Genomic DNA, 22,818 nt, shown 5'->3' with positions numbered 1-22,818 from the left:
CGGTGGGCACGTCAGATCACATTGTCGAAATAGCCGATGCAGGAACGGTCGGGAGTGCCGATCAGCATGGCACGGTCGAGGAAGGTGTTGTTCAGCTCGCAGCTAGTCTCCGGCAATAGTACGCAGGTGTGACAGGCCGCTAGGTTCAGGCTGTCCGTGCCGGATGCCTCGGCCTCCATGCACAGCGGGTCGGAAGAGCACCAGCGGGTGCGTTCCAGCGCGCCCGCCAGCGACCGTCGGAGCTGCCTGATCTCGCCCTGGCTGACTAGGCCCCCAAGACTGCCGGCCGAGTCACTGCTCGCCGTGTAGACCAGCAATCCGGCCATGTCGCCGGAGACGTAGAGGCGTTCGCGGAGGGCGGAGGCCGGATAGCCCGCGTCGAGACTCCATTCGTTGATGAGTGCGTGCGCGAGCGTGTGGACCAGGACGAGACGAGCGCGGACTGGCGAGTCGGCGACACGTCGCGCCCTGTTCTTCGCGCGGCGATCCATGACCTCCTCGTGCTGCGCCCTGATGATCGCCGCTCGGCGCTCGGGTGACCCCCGGTCTGGGATCGCCTCCCAAGCCGTGAGCTTGTCGGTGTCCAGGCCGAGAAAGACGCCTTCACCGACGACCTCGATGCCCGGCAACCAATTCGCACGCTCCCGGCTCAGGGCTGCGAGTCGCTCGGGGGCGTCGCCTTCTACAGGTGGCTCCACCCGCGTGAAGGTCTGGAGGACACGGACCTCACGGAGCCGATGGACTTGCATGGATCGATCGATTCCATCCGGGGGTTCGGCCTCATCGGCATCAGGAGGCGCCGAGCACTCGAACTCATCGGTCGAGCCTTCTTCGCACAGCTGCCGGAACTCCTCGATGCGGAGCACGTCGGCCCCCTCGAAGCCGGTAAGGGCCGATGGGTCTGGTCGCTCCCCTGCTTGGTAGCGCTCGTACTGGCGGACGGCCTCGATAACGTCCTTCTCCGTATAGCGCTCCCCGACGAAGCCGCGCAGCCTGGCTTGCTTGGCGATCACGTCGTCCGTCTCCCCGATCCAGATAGCGAGGTCCCCACGGATGTCGCGATAGAGCCGATCGGAGAAAGGCGGAATCGACAGGGCGGAACGGACGATCGGGAACCAGGCGGCTGAGGAGCCGCGCTGCATGGTCCGGCATTCCTCATCACAGCCCTGGACCTGGCCGGCTGGGCCCAGCCAGGGACGTGCTCCGCTGCAGGTGTGACCTATCGAGGCCATGGCGCCCGGCCCGAAGGCGCCCTCCATGGACGCCTCCTTCCCGCAGCTGCACCCAACGACGATGGACCGCAAGGATGCCGTTCGACCGGTGGTTCGCACCGACAGCTCGTGGCGGCCGTCGTGGTCGCGGGCCTCAGATCCGGCATGTACCCAGCGCCAGTACGGGAACTCGTCGAGGTGCCCGCGAACGCAGGCGACGACGAAACGGGACGGGGTCAGGGGTTCGCCGCAAGCTGCACAGACGTTCTTCTTCCGGGGTGAGTTGAACTCGCGGTATGGCTTGAGGTTGTGCTGGCATCCCTCGTCCGAGCCCGGCGGCCGGCCGGGGCAGGAGTAGAGGGTCGGGAAGCGGCGCGCCCGGACGCCGTCACCGGCGGGGGGATCCGCGGCGGGTGGGAGGCGGAAGCCCTCGACCCCAAGTCTGGTCTGAAGGCGGAACTCGTGCAGGTCGGGTGTGCTACCTATCTTCCAGTCGTCGAGTCCGCTGACGATGTAGGACTGCTCGTCGAGGGCGACCACAGCGCCGACACCGTAGGTGGTGATGAGCTGCGATCGGCGGACGGATCCGAGCGGATCTCGGAAGGGGCGTTCCTCGCCGGAGGCGCGGCGTCGGGCTCTCGATGGCATGTCAACGCTCCGGGTAGAGGTCGGACTCGACATCGACGTCGCGCAGGCTCCACATCGTGTCGTAGGCCTGTTCGAGGTCGTCGTCCTGGCCGAACGAGCGCAGGAGGGCGGTGTCGGGTCCTCGCCGTGTGCTTCCGATGTGACGACGGGACTCGTACACGAGCTGCGGATTGCTCGACGCCATGTCCCGCCAGTGCTCGATGAAGTCGTCGAGCTCCACGTCGACGTTCGTGCGCTCCGTGGGTGACACGGCCTCGACCCGGGCCAGCACGGCTGCCCTGACCGAGTCGAGTTCGCCGCGGAAGATCTCGACACGGCCGGCGGCGTCGTTCGGCCGGGCGATCGGATGCAGGATTCGAAGCAGCCCGACGAACACTGCGTGGAGGGCTCGATCGCGAGCCCGAGCCGCGAATGGGGTGACGCTCGTCGATTCGACCTGTCTGTAGAGGGCGGAGTGGTAGGCGAGGAAGCTTTCGTAGTGCGAACGGTCCCGGGACCGCGAGGCGTTCAGCATCGTCACGACCAGGCCGGGGTCACGGCGCCCGACGCGACTCGTGGCCTGGATGTACTCGGCGGTGGTCTGAGGTTGTCCCATGACCGCCATCAGGCCCAGGCGGTCGACGTCGACCCCGACCGAGATCATGTTTGTGGCCAGGACGACGTCGAACGCCTCCGGCCTCGGATGGGCGACGAACAGCCACGCTAGCCGCGACGGGATGTCGCTGGAATCGATGCGGCTCGTGAGCTCGGTGAGATTGTCGATCCCGCGGCCGTCGACCCCGTCGCGTTTGCTCAATCGTGCGAGTCTCTCCTGGACGTCGGCATGCACCTGCAGCTCGGCGGCCGAGAGCAGCCGGAGGCTGTTGAAGTAGCCGACGAGTGTCCAGTACGTGTCGCGGACCGCGTCATCCCCTGCGATGCGGGCCGCGTGGTGCAGGAGAGCGGAGTAGACGCGGATCAGCAGTGTCGCCTGGCTGGTCGCCGGGGCCAGGACACCTGCGTAGCAGCGGCTGGCTTTGGCGGTACGGGGCGCCTCCACGGCGAACCAGGAGTCACGCGAGTCGATTCCGGCGGGCGGGAACTGCCGGACCTCCCGATCGAACAACCGTGCGCCCTGCTGTTGCGCCCGGCGGATCGTCGCCGTGGAAGCCACCACCTTGGGCCGGTCGGCAGCGATGTCAATGGCGGTCTCGTACAGGCCGGCCAACGTGCCGAGCGGCCCTGAGATCAGGTGCAGCTCGTCCTGGATGACCAACTCCGGCGGTGGTGTACCTGCCGGTGCGCCGTCGCGGTTGAACAGCTTCGCCACGTCGGAGCGCCAGGCTATCTGAGCGAACTTGTCGGCGGTGGCGATGACGAGTGTCGGGCGCACAGCGTAGATGTCCTCGTCGACGACGTGGATGGGTAGCCCGGCGTGGAACTCGCAGCCGGAGTCGCGGCAGCGGATCGTCATACGTCCGGCAGCCCGGTCGACGTGGTAATTCGCGTGATCCATCGGGGTGCCGCACCAAGGGCAGGCGGTGAGCTGGACCGGGTTCTTCTCACGGACCGTCCGCCCCGCACGCAGCTCCTCGATGCTGTGGTGGGCGTCGTCGAGCCGGTTCGGAGTCGCGGCGGCCCCGACCCACATGCCGATCGAAATCGGCTCCGTCCCCAGGTCCTCCGGGTGCGTGCGGCGGATCGTCTCCATCGCGCAGATCAGCGTCGCTGCCCGTTCGAACTGCTGCAGCGTCAGCAGCCGCAAGGTGTAACGCATGAGAACCGTGACACCCGCACCGGCCGCCCGACGGCGCAGCCGCCGCAGGAACGTCGTGAAGGCGATCAAACCCAGATAGGCCTCGGTCTTGCCTCCGCCCGTGGGGAACCACAGCAGATCGGCGACGTTCCGATCGGGATGGTCGGCGTCGACGACCCCGGAGAGACACAGCAGGATGAAGCCGATCTGGAACGGCCGCCATCGCCCGGCCGCCGGGTCCAGCGCCGCCGCCCTCTTCGATCGGATCCAGATCGTACGGGCCCTCTGGTCGGCCATGGCGGAACAGGCCAATCGGAACGCAGCCAGCACCTGCTCGTTCTGCTCGAGCAAGCCGATCCCGTCGCGCATCCTGTCGCAGGCCTCTGCGCAGGCCTGCATCTGACGATCAGCCGCGGTCTCGAAACGGCTGCCGCGAAGCGGCACGGCGTCTGCCGTCCGCTCCTCGATCCACCTCTGGTAGCCGTCGAGCATCCTCCGCAGGGTGTCGACGAGATCGGCGGTCGATGCCTCGGCGAGTTCGAGCATCCCGGGTTCGGGCACCTCGGGGTTCGACTCGGTGAGCAGAACGTCGCGGTCGGGGACAAAGGACGTCCACACCGCGTTCGTCCCCGCTCGCGTCGGGGACCGTGGGCCGCGGAAAGCAGGTGGGGTCAGGTCCCACATCGCGGTACATCCGTGACCGACGGCGAACAGAGGTGCGTGGCGGTGCAACATTGCGCTGAGCTCCAGATCCTCTTCGTCGGCCGTCGCGGGCGCCGGACGCTCGACGAGGCCCGGACCGCCTCCGGGGACCTCCACCCGGATCTCGGGCTGGAACACGCAGTAGCGGTCGATCAGGCCCGACGGATCGGCGGTCCGGTCGTTGACGAGGGTCACGGTGACCGCGATGACGCCGTCGTCGTCGGCCGGGCGAACCCGCAGCCGCACTACGAGCCCCTCTCCGATGTCGACCGGCGCCGACGCGTTCGGCTCGGTGACCGAGACGGTCACGGGGGTGGCGGTGAACGCCCGCCGGTGCCACCGGATCGAGTCGTCGTCGGTGCCGCGCCTCTCGGCGCGCTGCGGCGACACGACTCGTCCCATGGCGTCGTGGGGCTCGTAGACCGCAGCGCTCACCGATACCGAGACGGTCGAAGTCACCGCCGGGTCGACGGCGAAGGTGATGCCTGCGGCGGAGGGCATCTGCCGATTCGCCATCGCGACCCCGGTCTCAGGCACCTCGTCGGAAGAGGTGGAGACGGGGGTCAGGTCGACGTCCTCGGCCTCCTTCCGCTCCTGGGTGGGTCCCCGCCCACGGTCCCGTGGGTAGAGGACGCCCGTGATGTAGGCGGTCGCGGGTTCCTCCGTGAGGATCTCGTCCTCCCCGTCGACCGGGCCGAGCACATCTGCGCGGAACCGGTCGACCAGCTCGTCGCGGAAGAAGTAGTGCGCCGCCAGGTCAGGCATCGGGGTCCTTTCGGTCGAACTCGAACCTGCTCAATCCGACGAGGCGGGGTACGAGCCAGACGCCGTGATCACCGAGGCCCGCGATCTGTCCGGAAGCCTTGCCGCCGGCCGCGCTCTCCACGGCGTCGAGGCGCAAGCCGGTGATCCGACGGGGATAGGTCTGCGGCTCGTACCCCCGACGGCCACCGAACACCCGGAACATGGCGCGCCGGAACGCCTCCGAGGCCGACCCGATGACCACTCCGTCATGGGTAATCAGATAGCCAGGGCTCGCGCCCGCCTCGGCTCCGGCTGGAGCACCCTGTTCGAGGACGACCGGATCACCGGCCGACACTGCCGTCGCGAGGCGGGCCTGGACATCAACCGCCTGTTCGGACCCGCCCGGCGGGTCGGTGAAGTCGACATCGTCGCCCATAGCCTCTGCGCCGAGGCGCTGCCACTTCTTGAACCCGAATCGGATGTAGCGACCGATCCGCGGATCAGGCCGAACCGTCCGCGATCTCACGGAGTCGGTTCGCATCAACTCGCTGCGCGGCCGGGTCATCGCGACGTAGAGCAGGCGCGCCTCTTCCTCCTCCGGGGTGTCGGAGTTCTCGGCCGAAGACGATCCGGGATCCATCACAACGACCCGGTCGAACTCGAGACCCTTCGCCCGATGGAACGTCGACACGATCAGATCCGCCGGGGGTTGAGCGGTGAGCTCGTCCGGAAGCCGACGCTCGGCGAGCGCACGGCGCAGCCGCCCGAGATCGACCCTGCGGCCGCGGTCGCCGTGATGGCGACGCAGGAGGCTCCAGGTGAGGTCGGGATCGTGGTGGGCCGGGAGCAACGGTGCTACCAGATGGTCGAATGCGTCTCGATCGATCGTGGCGGCTCGAGCGTCCCGGAAGAGCGTTGCCACCCACGCCGGGGAGACCCGGTCCTGAGCGGTCCGCTGCAGGGCGTGGGGCACAGCGGCGGCGGCGAGATGCTCTGACGCCAGTAGAACCTCGCCGTTGGTGCGGCACAGCACCGCGGTGGTTCCCTCTGCACCGCCCAGGTCTCGGCACACGAACGGGTCGGTCAGGGCACCGACGTAGAACACGCCGAGCAACGCCGTCCGCAGGCGGTCATAGGCACCACCCGCACACATCTTCGTCTCGGCGGATCGACGCAGCGCTGACCCGAACCCGAGCGCCGTTCTCGCCTCGGCCGTGTCGGCGCGGAAGTTCTGTTCGAGACCGACCTCGGTCAGCTCGTCGCCGAAATGCGAACGCAGCCAGCCCAGGAAGAGGTCGGCACCGCGACGACGCTCCTCGGGGGACTCGATCTGGAACCCGTAGATCGATTGGGCGGCGTCCCCGACGACGGTCAGACCGCAATCGGTGTTCGAGATGAGTGCCTTCACGAGTTCTAGGCGAACTCCGACGACGTCCTGGGCCTCGTCGATGACCAGGTGGCCGACATCCTCGAGTCGCTCGTCCGCGACTCCGCTCCGGACCAGACGAGCCGCGTTCTCGATCCGGGCGTCGAACCCCACGCGGTGCCAATCGCGGTCCGCCTCGAACTCCGTCAGCAGATCCAGGGCCCACGAGTCGAAGGTGCGGGTCGAGACGAGCCGTCCGGCCTCGCCGGATGCGGCCAATCGAGTCTTCAGCTCCCTCACGGCACTTCGCGCGAAGCTGAGGACGAGGACCTCGTACGGGCGCAGAGCCTGTGTACGCAGGAGGTGCTCGATCCGCCCAACCATCGTGTGGGTCTTGCCCGTGCCCGCGCCTGCCGTCACGACCAGCAGCGTCTCGGCCGGGTAGTCGATGATCCGTTGCTGTTCGTCGGTGTAGGACTTCATCGTCCGTTCGGCACTCACGGGCGGCGCCAGAGGTGCTCGAACTCGGTGAAGGCCAGCTCACGGCCGTAGTTGGCGACGTTGTCGTGGACATCCAGGATCAGGCATGTGTCGCTACCGCCGTTACGGGGGCCGCGCAGACCTCGACCGATCATCTGCTGGTAGGTGTTCGGGCTGTACGTGGGACGAGCGATCACGACGGCTCTGGTCGTCGGGGCGTCGAAGCCCTGCGCGAGCACACCGTAGTTCGTGAGCACGCGCCGTTCCCGTGACCGGTATGCCTCGATCTTGCTGCGGCGTTCGGGCATGGGTGTGGAGCCGTCGATTGAAGCAGCGCCGATGCCGCGGTCGTTGAGCAGCGCCGTCAGCAGCTTCGCGTGGTTGACCGACGTCGCGAACACGAGGATCGGCCAGTCCTCCGGGAGAGCGACGATCGATTCGAGGATGCGCTCGTTGCGAGCGTCGTCTGCGGCCAGCGCTGCCTCCGCGGACGACGGCAGCACCCCGAATCGCGTCGTCTCAGTCAGTTCCGCGGTGTCGAGATGGATCGTCGCACCCGGGAGTTCCTGATGGTCGACCTTCGCGAGGACACCGATCGCCTGCAGTTCGGCGTAGTGATCCTCCCCTGCGAAGAGACCTTCGTCGAGCCGGCGCCCACCGAACCGTTCGACTAGATGTTTGGTCTCGATCTCGTTCATGCCACGGTACGGAGTGGCCGTCAGGCCGATCAGCGGCCGGTCCGTCCGGCGGCTGGTCAGCCCCAGCTTCTCGAGGATCGACGTGTACGTCGGCGCGATCGCCCGGTGCGCCTCGTCGACGACGACCAGCGCCGGACTCCGCAGCCACGCGTACTCCTCGTTGCCGAGCCTGTTGCCGAGCTGCGCGTCCGTCGCAACGACGAGCTGTGTCGTCCCCTGAACCGGCGCCGCGTCGTTTCCACCCCAGAACCGGTTGATGGTCAGTTGGGCACGGGGGCCGGCCTTGGACCACACGAACTTCCACGTACCGACGGCCTGCTCACACAGCTCGTCCGATTGCGCGATCCACAGGATCGGACCTTTCAGGCCGCCCCGAGACGCAATCCGGATCACCGCGTCGACTGCGACGCGTGTTTTGCCGGCGCCTGTCGGCAGCCGCAGCATCGCACGCCCGGGCTGCGGCTGGAGCAGGAGGTCGACGACCCGACTCACCACCCGCTCCTGGTAGTCGTGCAGCGACGGTAGCTCGGCCGGCCCGTCCACCTCCTCCATTTCCGGCGGGGTGACCGCCGCGTAGCCCGCGAACTCCTCGCCGAGACCGAGCTCGGCCACGAAGCGACGTGCAACAGACCCGCCTGCGAAGGTGCGCGGCGCTTCCTCGTTGCCCGTAGCGATATCTCGGCTGTGATGCCGCAGGATGGCGGCGCCGTGGGTCTTCAGAGCGAGTTCCGCCACCCGTGTGTCGGATACAGGCGCGCCGGTCCTGGCTCGCTCGTTCTCCTCCAGCCCTGCGGGAAGGCCCGCACGCAGCTGCTTCGCGCCGATGAGTCCGAGGACCTTCTCCTCGGCGGACCGCGCCTCGCGCACCTGCTGGATCCGTTCGTTCTCCCGCTGCTTGTCGCGGCGCTCGATCATCGAACGGCATCCCGATGGGCCCAGGCCCAGCCGGAGGACGACATCGACGGCCGTCAGCACCGCGAGATCGTCTTCGGGTCGCAGGACCAAGACCGACTGCTCGTGCTCGACCTGCTGAATCTGGATTGTCCGCATCCCGTTCGGGGTTCGCGTGACCTGCTCCAGCTCACTGCAGCGAGCGAGGCTCCAGCCCTCCACCTGCCGACGGAACCCGGTGCGGAGATGGGGGAAGAGATCCAGGACGGGAACGGGTTGGGCGAGCGCGACGAACCGGACCTCCTTCTTGATCACGGTCGACGGATTCAGCATCCCCCAACTGTCGATCATCCGCTCCGCGGCGTCGGACGTCGGCACGAGGAGTGCCGGCACGCGCTCCCGGACGAGCACCTCGTACTCCGCGGGGACGGCCGTGACCGCGATCTCGCTGTCCGCGTGTTCGGTCGACCAGGCGTCACCGACGCGGCATCGGGTGGCCGACATGCCCTCGGGCCATTCGGAGACGGCGTCCATCACCAATGCGTAGACCTTGCCCGGGAACTCGTCGTCGCAGGACGCGGCAGCCTCACGGAGCAGGCTCACCCACATCCTCTCGGACACCTTCTCGAGTGTTCGGGGGAGCCGCAGAGCCGCCGCGACCTCGCTCCGGACTTCTGCGACCGGCAGGAGGTCTTGATGCACCCCGAGCTCGGGCCCGACGCACATCGATACGGGTCGCAGTCCCCTTGATGTTCGGAGATGGCCGAACCGCGTCGCGATCCACCTCAATGGCGATGCGATCGCCCTCCGCGTGCTCTGCTGTCGGCCGACCTGGACCTTCCACACACCGCCCAGATCAGCCTGGTCCGGGAGAGCGCCGAGGAACGCAGCCCGTCCCTCGGGCGTCAGCGTCTGCAGGAATCGAAGGGGTCCTGGCGGGTTCGGCCCCTCGACCCGCATCGTCGTTCGCTGCGGGCGATGGTCCTTGTCATCGAGGGAACCGAGATGCACCTCCCATGCGTAGGTCAGGTAGTCCTCGAACCAGGCATCGGTCCGCGGATCCCGGTCGCGAACGGGGCCGTTCGACAGGCCGATGCTGCGCAGGATCGCTCCGTCCTCGGCGTGAAAGTCGACGTCGACCGTCACGCCAGCGTCGCGGCTGCCGTCGGCAGGCACGACCGAACCGGGCAGGAGACAGTCATAAGCAGGCATCAGGCCACCTGCCACCGTCCGGACATGAATCTGCTCCCGAGCCCGTGGGTCGATCGACCCGAGCGCATCGATCGCGGCGACTGAACCTGCTTCCCGCGAGAGGCTCCAAAACGCATTCCACTGCTGATCGCCGTAATCCGCGAATCCCTTGTCGACGACGGCCGCGAACCGACCGGTTGCATCCGCCTCGCGGATGCCCAGCGACTCCAACGCCGACGACGCCCCGAAGACGGCTACCACGCGTTCGTCGACGTAGATCAGGTCGTCATCGAGGCTGTCGACCGCAGCTCGTCGGTAGACCTCACCTCGCGCGGGCGCGACGAGTTCCCCGGACTCGGTGAGTACGACGCGCGCTCGGCTCGCATGCTCGGCCAGCGAGTGCCGGGCTTCCGTCATCGCGGCCACGATCCGAACGGCAGCCGCCGATGCCTCGGGGCTGCGATCCGTCACGAGCGCTTCGAGCCATTGGACGACCGACGCTTCAGTACGGCCGGCCCGGCCCAGGATGAGTGAGACGCGTGCACGACGCTCGCGCCTGTCGGCCGAGTGATGAACCCAGCCGGCCGGTCGGCCCGGATGGCTCGCCCAGATCCGTAACCAGTCGTCAGGCAGATTTTCCGGGTGGAGCTCTATGTCGCCTGGCGCCCGGAACACCCCGCCCTGATCCACCAGCGAAGGACACTGCGCTGCCAGCGCCCAGATCGCCGCTGTGAGTCTCTCGTCGGCGAACTGCGGAGCCTCGCGGCCCCGACCCGGCAGGTAGTCGATGTACGAGGCCGGGTCGTCGGAGGAGGACAGGCCCGGCAGCGACTCCACGACGAGATCAGCCGCGACCTTGATCAGCTCATCATTGAAAGCATTGCCGTCGAAGATCGCCTGCCGATCCTCGGACGTCTTCCACGGAGCGTTGAGGATTCCGCGCAACGTCGTGGCGAACTTGGTGGGGAAGTAAGCCCAGAACATCCCCCGTGCAGTACTCCGCTCCGGGACCGCCCACGAGATGTCCAGCTCCGGTCGGTCGTGCAGCTCACCCGCGGCGCGCAGTGCGTCGACGGACGGCCGGTGCATCCGTGTGAAGACCCGCCACTCATGATCGAGGGTCGTCCCGTCAGGCTTGACCTCCTGCATGATGCGACGATTGCCACGCGACCGCTGGAAGATCTGTCGCCGGACCAGCACGCCGCGGCGGTCTTCCAGGGTCACCGTGCCGACGTGCGGGGAGAAGATCCCGAACTCGACCGGGAAGGCCTTCAGGTCGACGGCGAGCCGGTCGACGCTTCCATGACGCAGCGGCAGTCGGACCACCGTCGTCGCCCACGTCAGCAGCTCGTCGAGGGTCGGGTCCAGATTGCGCGCCCGGGCCGGGTCGATCGGCCTTGACATCCGAAGGACAGGCGTCTCCGTGGCGTCGGGACGCACCCGGCGGATCTCCTCGGCAGCCCATTCGCGGTCAAACCCGAAGGCGAACGGAGCGCCGTCCGCCGTACTGAAGAACTCCGGGGTGTCCGAGATCGCGAGCACCGACTTCACCCCGACGCCGAAGCGGCCGATCTGCCCGCCACGCTTCCGCGACACGCTCATCCGCAGGATGGTGTCGGCCCCCTCCGGGGTCACCGGCGATCCCTGGTTCGCGCAGTACAGATGAGTCGAAGTCAGGACGACCGCGATCTCACCGCCAGGATCGCTCCGGATCTCGTCAGCCGCGTTCTGGACGAGCTCGAAGATCTGGCGGTCACCGTAGCCGCCCTGGCTGATCCGACGCTCACTGTGGGCGTGCTCCTCGATGAGCCCAGGATCGGCCCGATAGGCCTTGAGGGCCCGCCGCGTCTGCGCGCGGACGACATCCATGACGCTCGGGACGGTTGTAGGCGGTGTCAGGTCTAGCTCGCTCACCGCTGCCGACCCTCCGTGGACTCCGCTCTGGGCCACGGGCTCAACGCGACATCAACGTCCACCGATGTGTACAACTCCCCACAGCCCGAAACATCCACACCGCGATCGGGTGACCACTCGGCGTACGTGGTGCCGATCATAGCGGCGAGTGGTGACCCGACCAGCTACTCGCCCGATCGGGCTAGCCGTGTTACTTCTTGCTGCTCATCCTGCGGTGACCGGCATCGATGTCGCAGACCTACCGAAGCCCAGGTGCGGAACCCGCCACCCCTGGGGTCAACGTCATGCCGCACCCCTTACCTGCATGAACAAGAGCCCAGCGCTGTCCACGTAAGACCGCAATGGCCGTTCTGGATCACGCGGGGCTGACAGCACGGGTCATCGTCGGCCACAGCGGTTATTCACAACCTTTCGATCACACAGGACCTCTACATTGGACCGACGCGCCGAGGGGCGGCAGGCTGCCGATACCCTCGACGCTGCGATGGGTTCGCTGCGGATTCGGGTTTCCGGCGAGTAAGCGGTGACCGTGATCTTGAACCGGACCGAGCCCAAGCGCTCTACCTGCGACGACGGTGGGGCGGGTGGGGCTCGAACCCACGACCTGACGGATTATGAGTCCGCTGCTCTGACCAGCTGAGCTACCGCCCCGTGAATCCGAGGCTAGCGGCTCCCGCCCGGGCTGGTGGCAGCTGGGCCCCGCACGCCCAGCCGGGCGTTCTGCCGTCGGCGCGCAACGTGTGCCTCCCCCGGAGGACGCCACCACACTCGCCGCACGAAACGTATCGGACTGCAGAGAGTCTTGCGAGCCAATCACGCCCGCCGAGGGGACACGACGACAGGGGAGACACGTCGGCGACCGGACCACGTGTCGGATACTGGTCCGATGACGGGCATGACGCCGAGCAGCCCGGACGTCAGCAGCCGGATGTCTCGGCAGGCACGCACCGGGACGTCGCCGGAGCGGGCCCTGCGGACCGAACTCCATCGCCGTGGTCGACGGTTCCGCGTCGAGTTCCGGTTCGACACGGACGGGCTGCGGCGCCGCCGTGCCGACATCGTCTTCACCCGCCAGAAGGTGGCCGTGTTCGTGGACGGGTGCTTCTGGCACCGCTGCCCTGAGCACGCGACCTACCCGAAGGCGAACCAGGACTGGTGGGCGGCCAAGCTGGCCGGCAACGTCGCTCGGGACCGCGATACAGACGACAAGCTGGGTCTTGCGGGTTGGTCTGTGGTCAGGGTCTGGGAGCACGAGCCGCCGGCATCTGCCGCAGACCGCGTGGAGGCTGTCCTCGCAACGCGCCTCGTGCGGGCCGGCCACACGGCTCACGTCGTCGCCCCATAGGGTGAGCGCCTCGCGAGGTCATCGGGGGACCAGGCGGGGGTCACCGGTGGGCGGCGCGTGGAGGACAAAGCGTGAGCGAGGATTTCTTCGTCGTGTTCGCGGGGTGGGCCCGAAAACACGGTCTCGAAGAGGCATGCAGCAGATTTCGCTCCGTTCTCAGCGAAGAGATGCTGACGGGCTTTATCGCTGAGTATCGACGACGCATCGAAACCATCGAGAGCGACGACCCACCCGTTCTGCACGGACCGCGAGACCCTTGGTATCCGGGGCCGAACGACGCCAATGACCAGTACTGGCCAGAGCTGCACAAGCATTTCCGAGAGACGCTCGGCTGGAGCTCGGACCGGATCCGGCCAGTCGACCGTGCATCCAGCAAGGTCGTCGCCTATACCCCGCGGCCGCAGCTCCCGCGCTGGGCGTCGAAAGGGCTCGTAGTCGGCTACGTGCAGAGCGGCAAGACGACCAACTTCACGTCGGTGATCGCGAAGGCTGCAGACGCCGGATACAAGTTCGTGATCGTGCTGTCCGGGATCCATAACGGCCTGCGCAGGCAGACCCAGGAGCGCCTCGACGAGCAGCTTCGCGACCTCGTGCCGACTGCGTGGCTGACACTCACCGACCAGGCCAATGACTTCCGGCCGCACGCCACTCCTTCGACCGCCCTGCTGCACAACCAGGAGTCGAAGGTCGCGCTGTGCGTGGTCAAGAAGAACAAGACGGTCCTGACCAAGCTCGACGAGTGGCTGGAGGACGCCGCCCGCAAGCATGTGCTGGACGACGTGCCCGTCCTGGTCATCGACGACGAGGCCGACCAGGCGACCGTCGCCACGAACACGATCAACCCGCTCATCCGGCAGATCCTCGGAAAGCTGCCGCGCTGCACCTACATCGGCTACACGGCGACGCCGTTCGCCAACGTCCTGATCGCTCCGGGCAAGGATGATCTCTACCCGGACGACTTCATCCTCAACCTGCCCAAGCCGGACGGCTACTTCGGCTCGGAGCGGATCTTCGGACGGGACGCCGTCGAGGGCGAAGAGGTATCAGGAGCCGACCTCGACGGCTTCGACATGGTCCGCTTCATCGACGACGCCGAGCTGCCGAGCCTCCGGCCCGCCGGCCGCGCTGCCGCTGCGGGGTTCCAGCCCGACATCACGGAGTCGCTGCTTGACGCGACGCACTGGTTCTGGTTGGCGACCGCCGCACGTCGAGCGAGAGGCGACGAGGGGCATTCGACGATGCTCGTGCACACCTCGATGAAGATCGCCGTCCACGAGGCGTTCAAGGAACCGCTCGTCGATCTTCGGGACGACGCCGTGCGGAAGCTCCGCAGCGGGGACGCCGCGTTCCTGGCGACGTTGGAGGAGGTGTGGACGAAGGAGACCGGCAAGGTTCCCGCCGCCTCGTTCCCCGGAGTCCGAGCGCTGTCGTTCGCCGAGGTGCTCGAACGCCTGCCCGATGTGGTTGGGTCGACCAGGGTGGTGCTGGACAACTGCCGCAGTGACGACCGACTCGAATACGGCGGCCCACCGCAGGTCGCAATCGCGGTCGGTGGCAACACGCTCAGCCGGGGCCTGACTCTCGAGGGTCTCGTCGTCAGCTACTTCGTCCGCGCGGCTCAGGCCTACGACACCCTGCTGCAGATGGCCCGGTGGTTCGGCTTCCGTCCCGGCTACGAGGATCTCCCGCGCATCTGGATGACGGGACAACTCGAGGCCTGGTTCCGTCATCTGGCGACCGTCGAGCACGAGATCAGGCTCGACATCGAGCGTTACGAGCAGCAGGGACTGACGCCGCGCGAGTTCGGCGTCCGGATCCGCACTCACCCCGTGCTCCGTGTGACGGCCAAGATGGGTGCGGCGGTTCCCGCTTTCACCTCCTACGGTGGGCGGCGCATCCAGACCCGGTACTTCATCGAGAACGACGTCGAGTGGCTGCAGCACAACGTCGACGCCGCTGACGAGCTGGTGCGGGACACCCGCGCCGCCGGCGGGATCGGAGAGCCTCTGCCGGCTGGGGGCCTTCTCTTCCGGGACGTCGCCGCCGACGTCGTCGAGCGGTTCCTCGGTCGGTACTCGAGCCATCCCGATTCACCCGACCTCGACAGCACTCTGATGCTCAAGTACACGGCGAAGGAGCGCGAGGTGGGAAGTCTTCACCGCTGGAGCATCGCCGTGATGGCGGCCGGAGACGACAGCCACGGCTCCGTCCGGCTGGGTGGGCTCGACTTCAGCCGCATCGCTCGCGCGAAGCTTCAGGTCAGTGCGCCCGAACGAGCCGACATCAAGACCCTGATGTCGAAGGACCACCGTGTCGTCGATCTGGACATCGCTCCCGCGGCGGCACGAGCCATGAACGAGTCCGCACTCATGGATGCGAGGAACGGCGACCCGGTGGCACGAAATCGGGCTCTGCTGTTGCTCTATCCGATCGACCCGAACTCGAAGCCGGATGTACAGAACGAGGCAACACGTCTTCCGCTGGAGGCGGCCACGGACGTGATCGGCATGGCCGTCGTGTTTCCCGGCAACGCCGAGTCCAAGGTCCGGACCACACACGTCACCGTCGATCTCTCGTCGGCCGATGTCGAGACGCCGGACGAGGCCGAGTTCGTCGAGCTGACCGGGCAGGAGTCGCCGTGACGTCGGACGTCGACTGGGCCGTGGAACTCGCTCACACCTGGCCGCTGCTCGAGACCGACGGACCCACACGCATCTCGTCGGCTCCGCTGCCGATCCCCGCAGGCCGCGGCAACGTGCGGGTCGGCGTCGACGGGGGCGACGGACGTCATCTGCTCGTCCCGGTCGGAGACGAGGACGTCCGAACCGACGGCGTTGAGGGGGCGTTGACAGTACTGCTCAGGACCTACACGTTTCAGGGCACACCGCTGAGGTACGTAGACGTCGTCTGCACGCGCCCGGATCTCGTCCACGCCTTCGACAACGTCCTCGTCGACATCCTGGGTCAGATCGAACACGCCCGCACTCCGGCCGGCACGACCGTGGAGGCGGTGTCCCGTTGGAGGGCACTGCTCGCGACGCGGCGGAGCGAGAAGCTCACGCTCACAGCGCAGATGTCGTTGTTCGCGGAGCTGACGGTTCTCGACCTTGTGACCGCGGGCGCCGAACTGCCTGCCCGGTGGTGGCGTGGTCCGCGCCGGGAGCCGCACGACATCGTCACGCCCGACCGTGCCATCGAGGTGAAAGCCGTCGGGGCGACGACGTCCGCGGTGACGATTCACGGATTCGACCAGCTCGACCCGCCCGACCGACCGTTGGCGCTCGTCGTCGCAGAGGTGATCGAGGAGCCCGGCGGCCGCACCCTGCCGGAGCTGGTCGACGCCGTCATCTCCCGAGTCGACGACCGTGGCGAGGCTCTCTGGTTGCTGACCGCTGCCGGCTATGAGCGGGCCGACTCGGAGCGCTACCAGGAGCGGTTCGTCGTCACCGGGATTGCTCATGTAGAGGTGTCGGAAGCGCTGCCGCGCATCGTCCCGTCGTCGTTCGGACCGGCCGGTGTGCCTCCGGGCATCTCAAGGGTCGAGTACCGCCTGGCTCTGGATGTGTTGGAACCGCTTCTCACCCGTGGCGAGAACGCGCTCCGCGTCTGGGCGGCCGGCTCGTGAGCCGCGCGTCGTGGTGGTCGCAGCCCGTGGCGGCGGAGGGTTCGACCGCCTCGGAGGGCATCCGCAGGCAACTCGGAAAACCACGCCTGGATCCGCTCGAGGTCCTCGTGCGCGAGACGGCTCAGAACACCTGTGACGCCGGTCTGTCCGACCATGAGATCGAGTACGCCGTCCGCCTCCGGAGACTGTCCGGCAACCAGTTCGACGCATGGCGGGACTTCCTGCTTCCGGAACCGACGTCCTCCCGATTGGGTCTGTCGGACGCGATGGAGCGCGCCCCCTTGATCATGACGATCGCGGACCGAGGCACCACGGGTCTCGGAGGACCGCTGCGAGCGGACGAGACGCCCCGCGAGGGCGAGCGACCGGACTTCGTGAACTTCATCCGCAATGTCGGTGAGCGGAAGAATCTCGACCTTGGGGGCGGCTCGTACGGCTTCGGCAAGGGCATCCTCTACAACGTCAGTAGATGCCACGTGATCGTCGCCGACAGCGTCTGCATCTTCCGCGGCACCCGCCAGCGTCGCCTCATCGCCGCCGCGCTCGGCGACGGATACACGGACGACGGGCGCCGCTATACGGGCAGGCACTGGCTGGGCGTGCGTGAGGACGACGGGCACACCCGGCCGCTGCTCGACGACGAGGCCGAGGCAATGGCGCAACGCTTGGGCCTCCCCCGATTCGCCGACGGAGCGACCGGAACCACGATCGCCATCGTCGATGCCGATCTCGGCCGCCGACGGGAGGGCGATGAGCCGCGCGACGGGAACGACGCCGCCCAGTTCCTCGCGTCCACGATGCTGTGGAACCTCTGGCCGCGCATGCTGCGCGACCGTCCGGGGCGCCTGGTCTGTTCGGTGCGAAATGATGGCTTCCTCATGGAGGTACCCGACCCTGAGACATCGATCGAGCTCGCCCCGTTCGTCCAGGCCTACCGGAGGCTGTCGGAACCCGGTTCTTACCGCGTCCCCGTCCGGAAATCACCGCCGACGGAGATAGGCCGCTTTGCCGTCGTCGACGCCATGGCTCCCATCCGCACCGACTCGGTCATCGCCGCGGCGGCTCCGTTCACCGGCGCGGCCCACCACTGTGCCCGGATGCGCCAGGCCGACCTCGTCGTCGACTACGTCGAGGGTGAGTCGACCACCGACGAGTCCATTCAGTACGGCGCGGTGTTCCGCGCATCGACCGAGGCGGACGCCTTCTTCGCCGAGGCCGAGCCCCCGACCCACGACACCTGGGTGACCAACGGCCTGGGCGGCACTGCGTTGGGCGTGGTGCGGCTCGGCAACGCGTTCGTGCGCGACGAGCTGCGCGACCGCGTTGCGAAGGGACGGCCGGCTACCCCGGTGGGCAACATCCCGCTGGCGGCGCTGGCGTCGAAGCTCTCCGGGCTGCTCGCGGCCGACGGCGGCGCAGCCGAGGCGTCGACGGGGTCGACACGCCTCACCACACGAGGAGGAGGAGGAGGAGGGCGGCGAGATGTCCCGCGGTTCGTGGAGGGCCCTGAGCTCGTGGCGGCCGACGGCAGGGCTCTGATCCGCGGCCTGGTGCGGTTCCCCGACTGGACGGAGAGTCGCATCGTCGTCGCCCGACCGCGTGTCGTCGTCGACGGCGGGGTCGAGGATCCGGACGGTCAGCTGTCCTCGCCTGAGGTCGTCGGCTGGCGTTCGGTTGACGCGGGAAGCCGGTGGTCGGGTGCCGCCATCGAGGTCGACCGCGACGACGAACGGACCTGGGAGTTGCTCGTCGCGCCTCCGCCGGACGCCGTGGTCCGCATCGACCTCGACGTACGAGAAACGCGCTCATGAGAGACGTCCGCCCCTACTTCGTCCCGCCCCTCGACAGCATCGACGCCTCGGCCTGGCAGCGACTCGTCGATGTCGAGTGGGAGCCGCTCGAGGCGTGGATCGAGGAGTGGGACTACCGCACACGTCTTCGTCTCCGTTCGAGCGTCGGCGTCAGCCTCACCACGCTGCGATCCACGACCGGACTGCTGGACGGCACCCCCCTCTTCTGGTCGCTGGGCTGGCGCGCCACCGACAGCAGGCTCGTGAGCGATCCCGTCATGTTCGAAGTTCTCGACGGCGACAACGCCCTCGAGCTGGAGGTTCCCCCTGATCGAGCCGGAGCGACGATCGTTCTGACCCGCAGGCTGGTCCTCGCGACCAACCGTATGCACGCCCGTTCGGGAGAACCACGGTGGGCGGGCAGCGTGCTGTGGAACGACGAGACGACAGTCCGCCTGACCGGTCACGGGTCCGCATTTCCCACCGAGATCGTCGATTTCCGGTCGATCGGACGCGATCCTCGGGCGAGCTGGTACCTCGAGCTGCCCTCCTCCCCCGACGTCGCGGCGATGGGTTCCTTCCTCCTGCTGATCAACTCGGCTGACACTGCGCTCGTCGCCGCCGTCTCCGCGGGGCGGCGCACGGCGGAGGCGCATCGGGTGCTCAACGACACAATGTTCGAGGGCGTGGTGGAGGAGATCGTGCGCTGGGCACTCGCACGCTGGCCAGAGCTGTCGGACTGTGAAGCCGACTCCGCAGGCGCGAGCGCGCGGATCCTGACCGGTCGTATCCTGCCTGACGCCGAACGCTGGACCGCTGCCGACGTCGACTCGATGGCGCTGAAGGCCGCTGTGATCGCCGGAGCACGCAGTATCGGATTCGGACGGCGGCTCTCATGACCCAGCTGTGGCCCCGGCTGGCCGCCGTACCTGCACGCGTGCTGTACGACGAGCGGCGCCGGCTCGATGTCGAACGACTCGTCGAACTCTCATCCCCGGAGCATCCCCGGCGCACCTATGCGGCCACAGGCGGGATCCGCGCCGGCGACCAGCAGGTGCTCGGCCTCGTGGCGGAGCTGCGACGCACGGCGGCGGAGTTCGGTTACCCGGAACCGTCGTCGGACGACCGCAGCCGGATCGGCTTCGACCGTGCGGCTGCCGCGGTGCTGCACCGACACATGCAGATCAACACCGTCGAAGCTGCTCACAACGAGGTGTGGAACTTCCTGGCCCTCGTCGCCGCACCCGATCTCGTGCGTTGGCGCTGGTTCGACAGCGAGAACCCCGAGCGGTGGGTTTCGTCCGACAGAACACGTCACATGTACGCCAGGCTCTGGTGGCAGGCTCTCACCTTCGTCGAGACCATGCGGGACGGCCGCGCGGACTTCTCGTTGCTCCGCACTCTGACCGAGCGGGACCTGAACCAGATCACGGAGCGCCGCACTATCGGTGGCGTGCCCCGCCTGGCTCGCGCCGTGGCCCGACTGGCTCTCACGGACGGCGCGCACGACGCGGGTGGCTCGGAGCTGCTGCGACAGATCACCCCACTGCTGCGGCGCCGGGTCATGTTCATCGACTTCTCGGCGCTCACTGACGAACAGATCGACGACCAGCTGCGTGCACTGCGGGCGGAGATTCCTCCGACGCCACGTCGGGGGCAAGAGCAGCGAGCAGATGCGAGGGGAGCTACGACCGAGCAGGAAACACACCCACTCACGGTCGCCACGACACGGAGTGTCCCGGCACCCCGCGTCGAAGTGCGCCTGCGGGAAGATCCGCGATCGGGCGGATCCGGCGCACGAGCACGATCGGAGGAGCCCTCCACCGCTCTGACTCTCGTCGACGTGTGCGCCGGCGCCGGCGGTCTGGCTCTGGGCCTGGAACGGGCCGGGTTCAGCCCGACGCTCTTGCTCGACAAGCGTCCGGTTGCCTGTGACACCCTGCGCGCCAACCGTCCGGGATGGGACATCCGGGAGATGGATCTGCTCGATTTCGATCCGGCAGAACACCCGCAAGTACGCGGCGTGGATCTGCTGTCGGCAGGTCTGCCGCGGGTACAAGCGGCCGCCACGGCCAACCGTGTTCGCGGCAGTGATCAGGAGATCGAGCTGCTGAGGGCCACGATCAGTCTGGTGAAGGACATGCGGCCACGGGGGCTTCTCGTCGACAACGTCCCGGGCTTGGCCACCAGGGATGAGTTCGCAGCCATCCGGATGTTCGTCCGCGAGCAGCTCACTGATCTGGGTTATTCGTACGAATGGTTCGTGGTCAACGCTGCGGAGCACGGAGTGCCCCAGGACCGACAGCACGGAGTCCTCGTCGCCCTCCGGGGCGAGGAGGTGCAGTCTTTCGAGCCGCCGGCGAGCGCTCCGAAGCCTCCAATCACGGTCGGCGAGGCGCTGGAAGAGTCCATGGCAGCCCGAGGATGGCTGCAGGCAGGACAATGGGCCGCGTATGCCAACCGGATCGCACCGACCCTCGTGGGCGGATCCTGGGAACGAGGCGGAGCGGACCTCGGCCCGACCGGATCGAAACGGGCATGGGCCCGGTTGGGGGTCGACGGTGGAACCGTCGCCGACGACCCTCCAGGCCCCGACTTCCACTGGGATCCTCAGCTCGGCCGTCCGGGATTGGTTCCACTCACGGTGGAGCAGGTCGCCAGGCTCCAGGGGTTCCCGGATGACTGGACCATCGCGGGTCGCAAGACCGCTCGTTATCGACAGGTGGCGGAAGCAACCCCCCCACCGATGGCATCGGCGCTGGGCCGAGCCGTCGCCGCGGCGTTGTCGGCGCGGTGAGTTCGATGGCCGAGAGTGGATCGATAGCATGCAGCCTCATGACGTCCGAGCAATCGCACATCTGTTCGCCTGCTCGGGCAAGCATGGTCGACCTCTTCGCGGGTCCGGGAGGCCTCGACGTTGCTGCGCGCTGGCTCGGTGTGTCCGCACACGGCGTCGAGTGGGACGCCAACGCCTGCGCAACCCGTCGTGCGGCCGGACTTGGCACCACTCACGGCGACGTCAGGAAATTCGGGCCGAACCATAAATTCGCGAAAGCGACCATCCTCGCAGGCGGACCGCCCTGCCAGACCTTCACCGTCGCCGGAACGGGCGCAGGTCGCCGGGCACTTGATCAAGTGCTCGCCCTGGTCAAGCGGATGGCAGCGGGCGAGGACATCAGCGCGACCCTGGCCGAACTCGACGACGAGCGGACAGGCCTGGTGCTGGAGCCCCTGCGATGGGCGCTGGAGGCGAACCTGCTCGGTCGCCCGTACAAGGCCATCGTCCTCGAGCAGGTACCTGCGGTCCTTCCGGTCTGGGGCGCAGTGAGGGAGGCACTGGAAGCCATCGGCTACCGGGCTGATCACGGAATTCTCCACACGGAGGAGTTCGGAGTGCCGCAGACGCGACGACGCGCCATCCTCATCGCACGCCTCGACGGCAAAGTGGAACTCCCCCGTCCCACCCATCGTCGGTTCCGTAAGGGCGTACCGCGCTTGGAGGGAGTCAACGACGGACTGCTTCCGTGGGAGACGATGGACGGCGCATTGAGCCGGCCGGGTCCCTTCACCGTCGTCTCCAACTACGGCACGGGAGGGGACCCGAGGGCTCGTGGTCGACGCCGATCCGACGAGCCCGCCGCCACCGTGACCGGGAAGATCCGACGAAACCGTCTGGTCGGCGCGCACGAGGGATCGGAGCGCTTCAGCCTGTCCGAAGCCGGTCGGCTACAGACCTTCCCCATCGACTACCCCTGGCAGGGGAAGGACATCGCCCAGCAGATCGGCAATGCGATCCCGCCACGTCTCGCCGCTCATGTTCTCGCCGCGGCCCTCGACCTGCCTCTGGACAGCACGATGCTCGACGCGGCTGTGAACGCCTCGTGGCGCGCTCCAGGCACATCAGGCAGCGCTGATCCATGCGCCCAGGAGGATCTCGGGGCGGAGGCCGCGATGTCACCCGTCGGCAGCTGACTCATACGCGAGTCAACACAGTGCCTCCAGCGTTTCGCTGTAGCCACTCACGGCCACCCACCGATCAGCTCCTCGATCACCGCCTTCTCCTCCGGCGAGACGATGGACGGGTTGCTCATCTGGGGCGCGCGAAGCACTTCCAGCCCCGAGGTCCGAGGATCAGCCCGCAGCTGCTCACGAGGCAGCACCTCGGGAAGCAGGGTCATCGCCAACCCGACCCGGAGCCGCGGCTCGTCACGCGTAATGACGCCGGTGGTGCGCCCCACCATCCAGATCCCCGGCTCCGGAACCGAGGTCGCGCTGCCGGAGACCCACAGCACGGCGGCCTGATCTGCCTTCACCAGGTCGACGCGGTAGGTGGGATGCGCGCACCATCCGTCGACCGAGGCGCCGCCACGCAGACCCGGTTCGAGCTCGGCGAACTCCCGCGGGTTGCAGGTAAAGAGCCACGCCCCGATGTCGGCCGCCGTCAGCCTGAGTCGTGCCGCCACAACGTCTCCCTTTCG

Annotated in this window: 12 protein-coding genes and 1 tRNA gene; 7 read left to right on the top strand and 6 right to left on the bottom strand. The window is 67.8% G+C overall.

Annotated elements, in window-relative coordinates; genetic code table 11:
- Positions 1-11: 11 nt before the first annotated feature.
- The 5 genes from drmB to AC5L35_RS18900 all read right to left on the bottom strand — a co-directional run bounded on the left by drmB (position 12) and on the right by AC5L35_RS18900 (position 12,231).
- Positions 12-1,859, bottom strand: a complete 1,848-nt coding sequence (gene drmB / locus AC5L35_RS18920) for a DrmB family protein (protein WP_495060971.1) — start codon at positions 1,857-1,859, stop codon at positions 12-14.
- Position 1,860: 1 nt separating this feature from the next.
- The gene (locus tag AC5L35_RS18915; protein WP_495060970.1) at positions 1,861-5,061 is read right to left on the bottom strand and encodes a helicase-related protein; all 3,201 of its coding nucleotides are present in this window, start codon (positions 5,059-5,061) and stop codon (positions 1,861-1,863) included.
- The gene (locus AC5L35_RS18910) at positions 5,054-6,907 is read right to left on the bottom strand and encodes a UvrD-helicase domain-containing protein (protein ID WP_495060969.1); all 1,854 of its coding nucleotides are present in this window, start codon (positions 6,905-6,907) and stop codon (positions 5,054-5,056) included. Before AC5L35_RS18910 ends, AC5L35_RS18915 begins: the two co-directional genes overlap by 8 nt.
- A complete protein-coding gene (locus AC5L35_RS18905) occupies positions 6,904-11,535 on the bottom strand; it encodes a DEAD/DEAH box helicase family protein (protein ID WP_495060968.1) in 4,632 nt (1,543 codons plus the stop codon). Before AC5L35_RS18905 ends, AC5L35_RS18910 begins: the two co-directional genes overlap by 4 nt.
- A gap of 621 nt (positions 11,536-12,156) precedes the next feature.
- Positions 12,157-12,231 (bottom strand) — tRNA-Ile (locus AC5L35_RS18900).
- 235 nt (positions 12,232-12,466) lie between these two features.
- On the opposite strand from AC5L35_RS18900, the gene AC5L35_RS18895 reads away from it, so the two are divergent.
- The 7 genes from AC5L35_RS18895 to AC5L35_RS18865 all read left to right on the top strand — a co-directional run bounded on the left by AC5L35_RS18895 (position 12,467) and on the right by AC5L35_RS18865 (position 22,312).
- Positions 12,467-12,925, top strand: coding sequence for a very short patch repair endonuclease (locus AC5L35_RS18895; protein WP_495060967.1), 459 nt, complete (start codon positions 12,467-12,469; stop codon positions 12,923-12,925).
- 71 nt (positions 12,926-12,996) lie between these two features.
- A complete protein-coding gene (locus tag AC5L35_RS18890) occupies positions 12,997-15,567 on the top strand; it encodes a Z1 domain-containing protein (RefSeq protein WP_495060966.1) in 2,571 nt (856 codons plus the stop codon).
- Positions 15,564-16,550 (top strand): PD-(D/E)XK motif protein, encoded by a 987-nt coding sequence (locus AC5L35_RS18885; RefSeq protein ID WP_495060965.1) that lies wholly within the window; start codon positions 15,564-15,566, stop codon positions 16,548-16,550. The genes AC5L35_RS18890 and AC5L35_RS18885 overlap by 4 nt, the downstream gene beginning before the upstream one ends.
- Before the next feature lie 107 nt (positions 16,551-16,657).
- Positions 16,658-18,361 carry a hypothetical protein gene (locus AC5L35_RS18880; RefSeq protein ID WP_495060964.1) on the top strand — a complete coding sequence of 568 codons (1,704 nt, stop codon included), beginning with the start codon at positions 16,658-16,660 and terminating at the stop codon, positions 18,359-18,361.
- Positions 18,358-19,239 carry a hypothetical protein gene (locus AC5L35_RS18875; RefSeq protein ID WP_495060963.1) on the top strand — a complete coding sequence of 294 codons (882 nt, stop codon included), beginning with the start codon at positions 18,358-18,360 and terminating at the stop codon, positions 19,237-19,239. The genes AC5L35_RS18880 and AC5L35_RS18875 overlap by 4 nt, the downstream gene beginning before the upstream one ends.
- Positions 19,236-21,137 (top strand): DNA cytosine methyltransferase, encoded by a 1,902-nt coding sequence (locus tag AC5L35_RS18870; RefSeq protein ID WP_495060962.1) that lies wholly within the window; start codon positions 19,236-19,238, stop codon positions 21,135-21,137. Before AC5L35_RS18875 ends, AC5L35_RS18870 begins: the two co-directional genes overlap by 4 nt.
- Positions 21,138-21,175: 38 nt before the next feature.
- Positions 21,176-22,312, top strand: coding sequence for a DNA cytosine methyltransferase (locus AC5L35_RS18865; protein WP_495060961.1), 1,137 nt, complete (start codon positions 21,176-21,178; stop codon positions 22,310-22,312).
- Between the two features lie 47 nt (positions 22,313-22,359).
- On the opposite strand, the gene AC5L35_RS18860 is transcribed toward AC5L35_RS18865, so the two are convergent.
- Positions 22,360-22,803, bottom strand: a complete 444-nt coding sequence (locus AC5L35_RS18860) for a hypothetical protein (RefSeq protein WP_495060960.1) — start codon at positions 22,801-22,803, stop codon at positions 22,360-22,362.
- Positions 22,804-22,818: the final 15 nt, after the last annotated feature.

The sequence above is a fragment of the Pseudonocardia sp. OZ21 genome (genome assembly GCF_059359135.1).
Note: the sequence above shows the minus strand (reverse complement) of the source record. Positions and strands in the feature narration are given on the sequence as shown.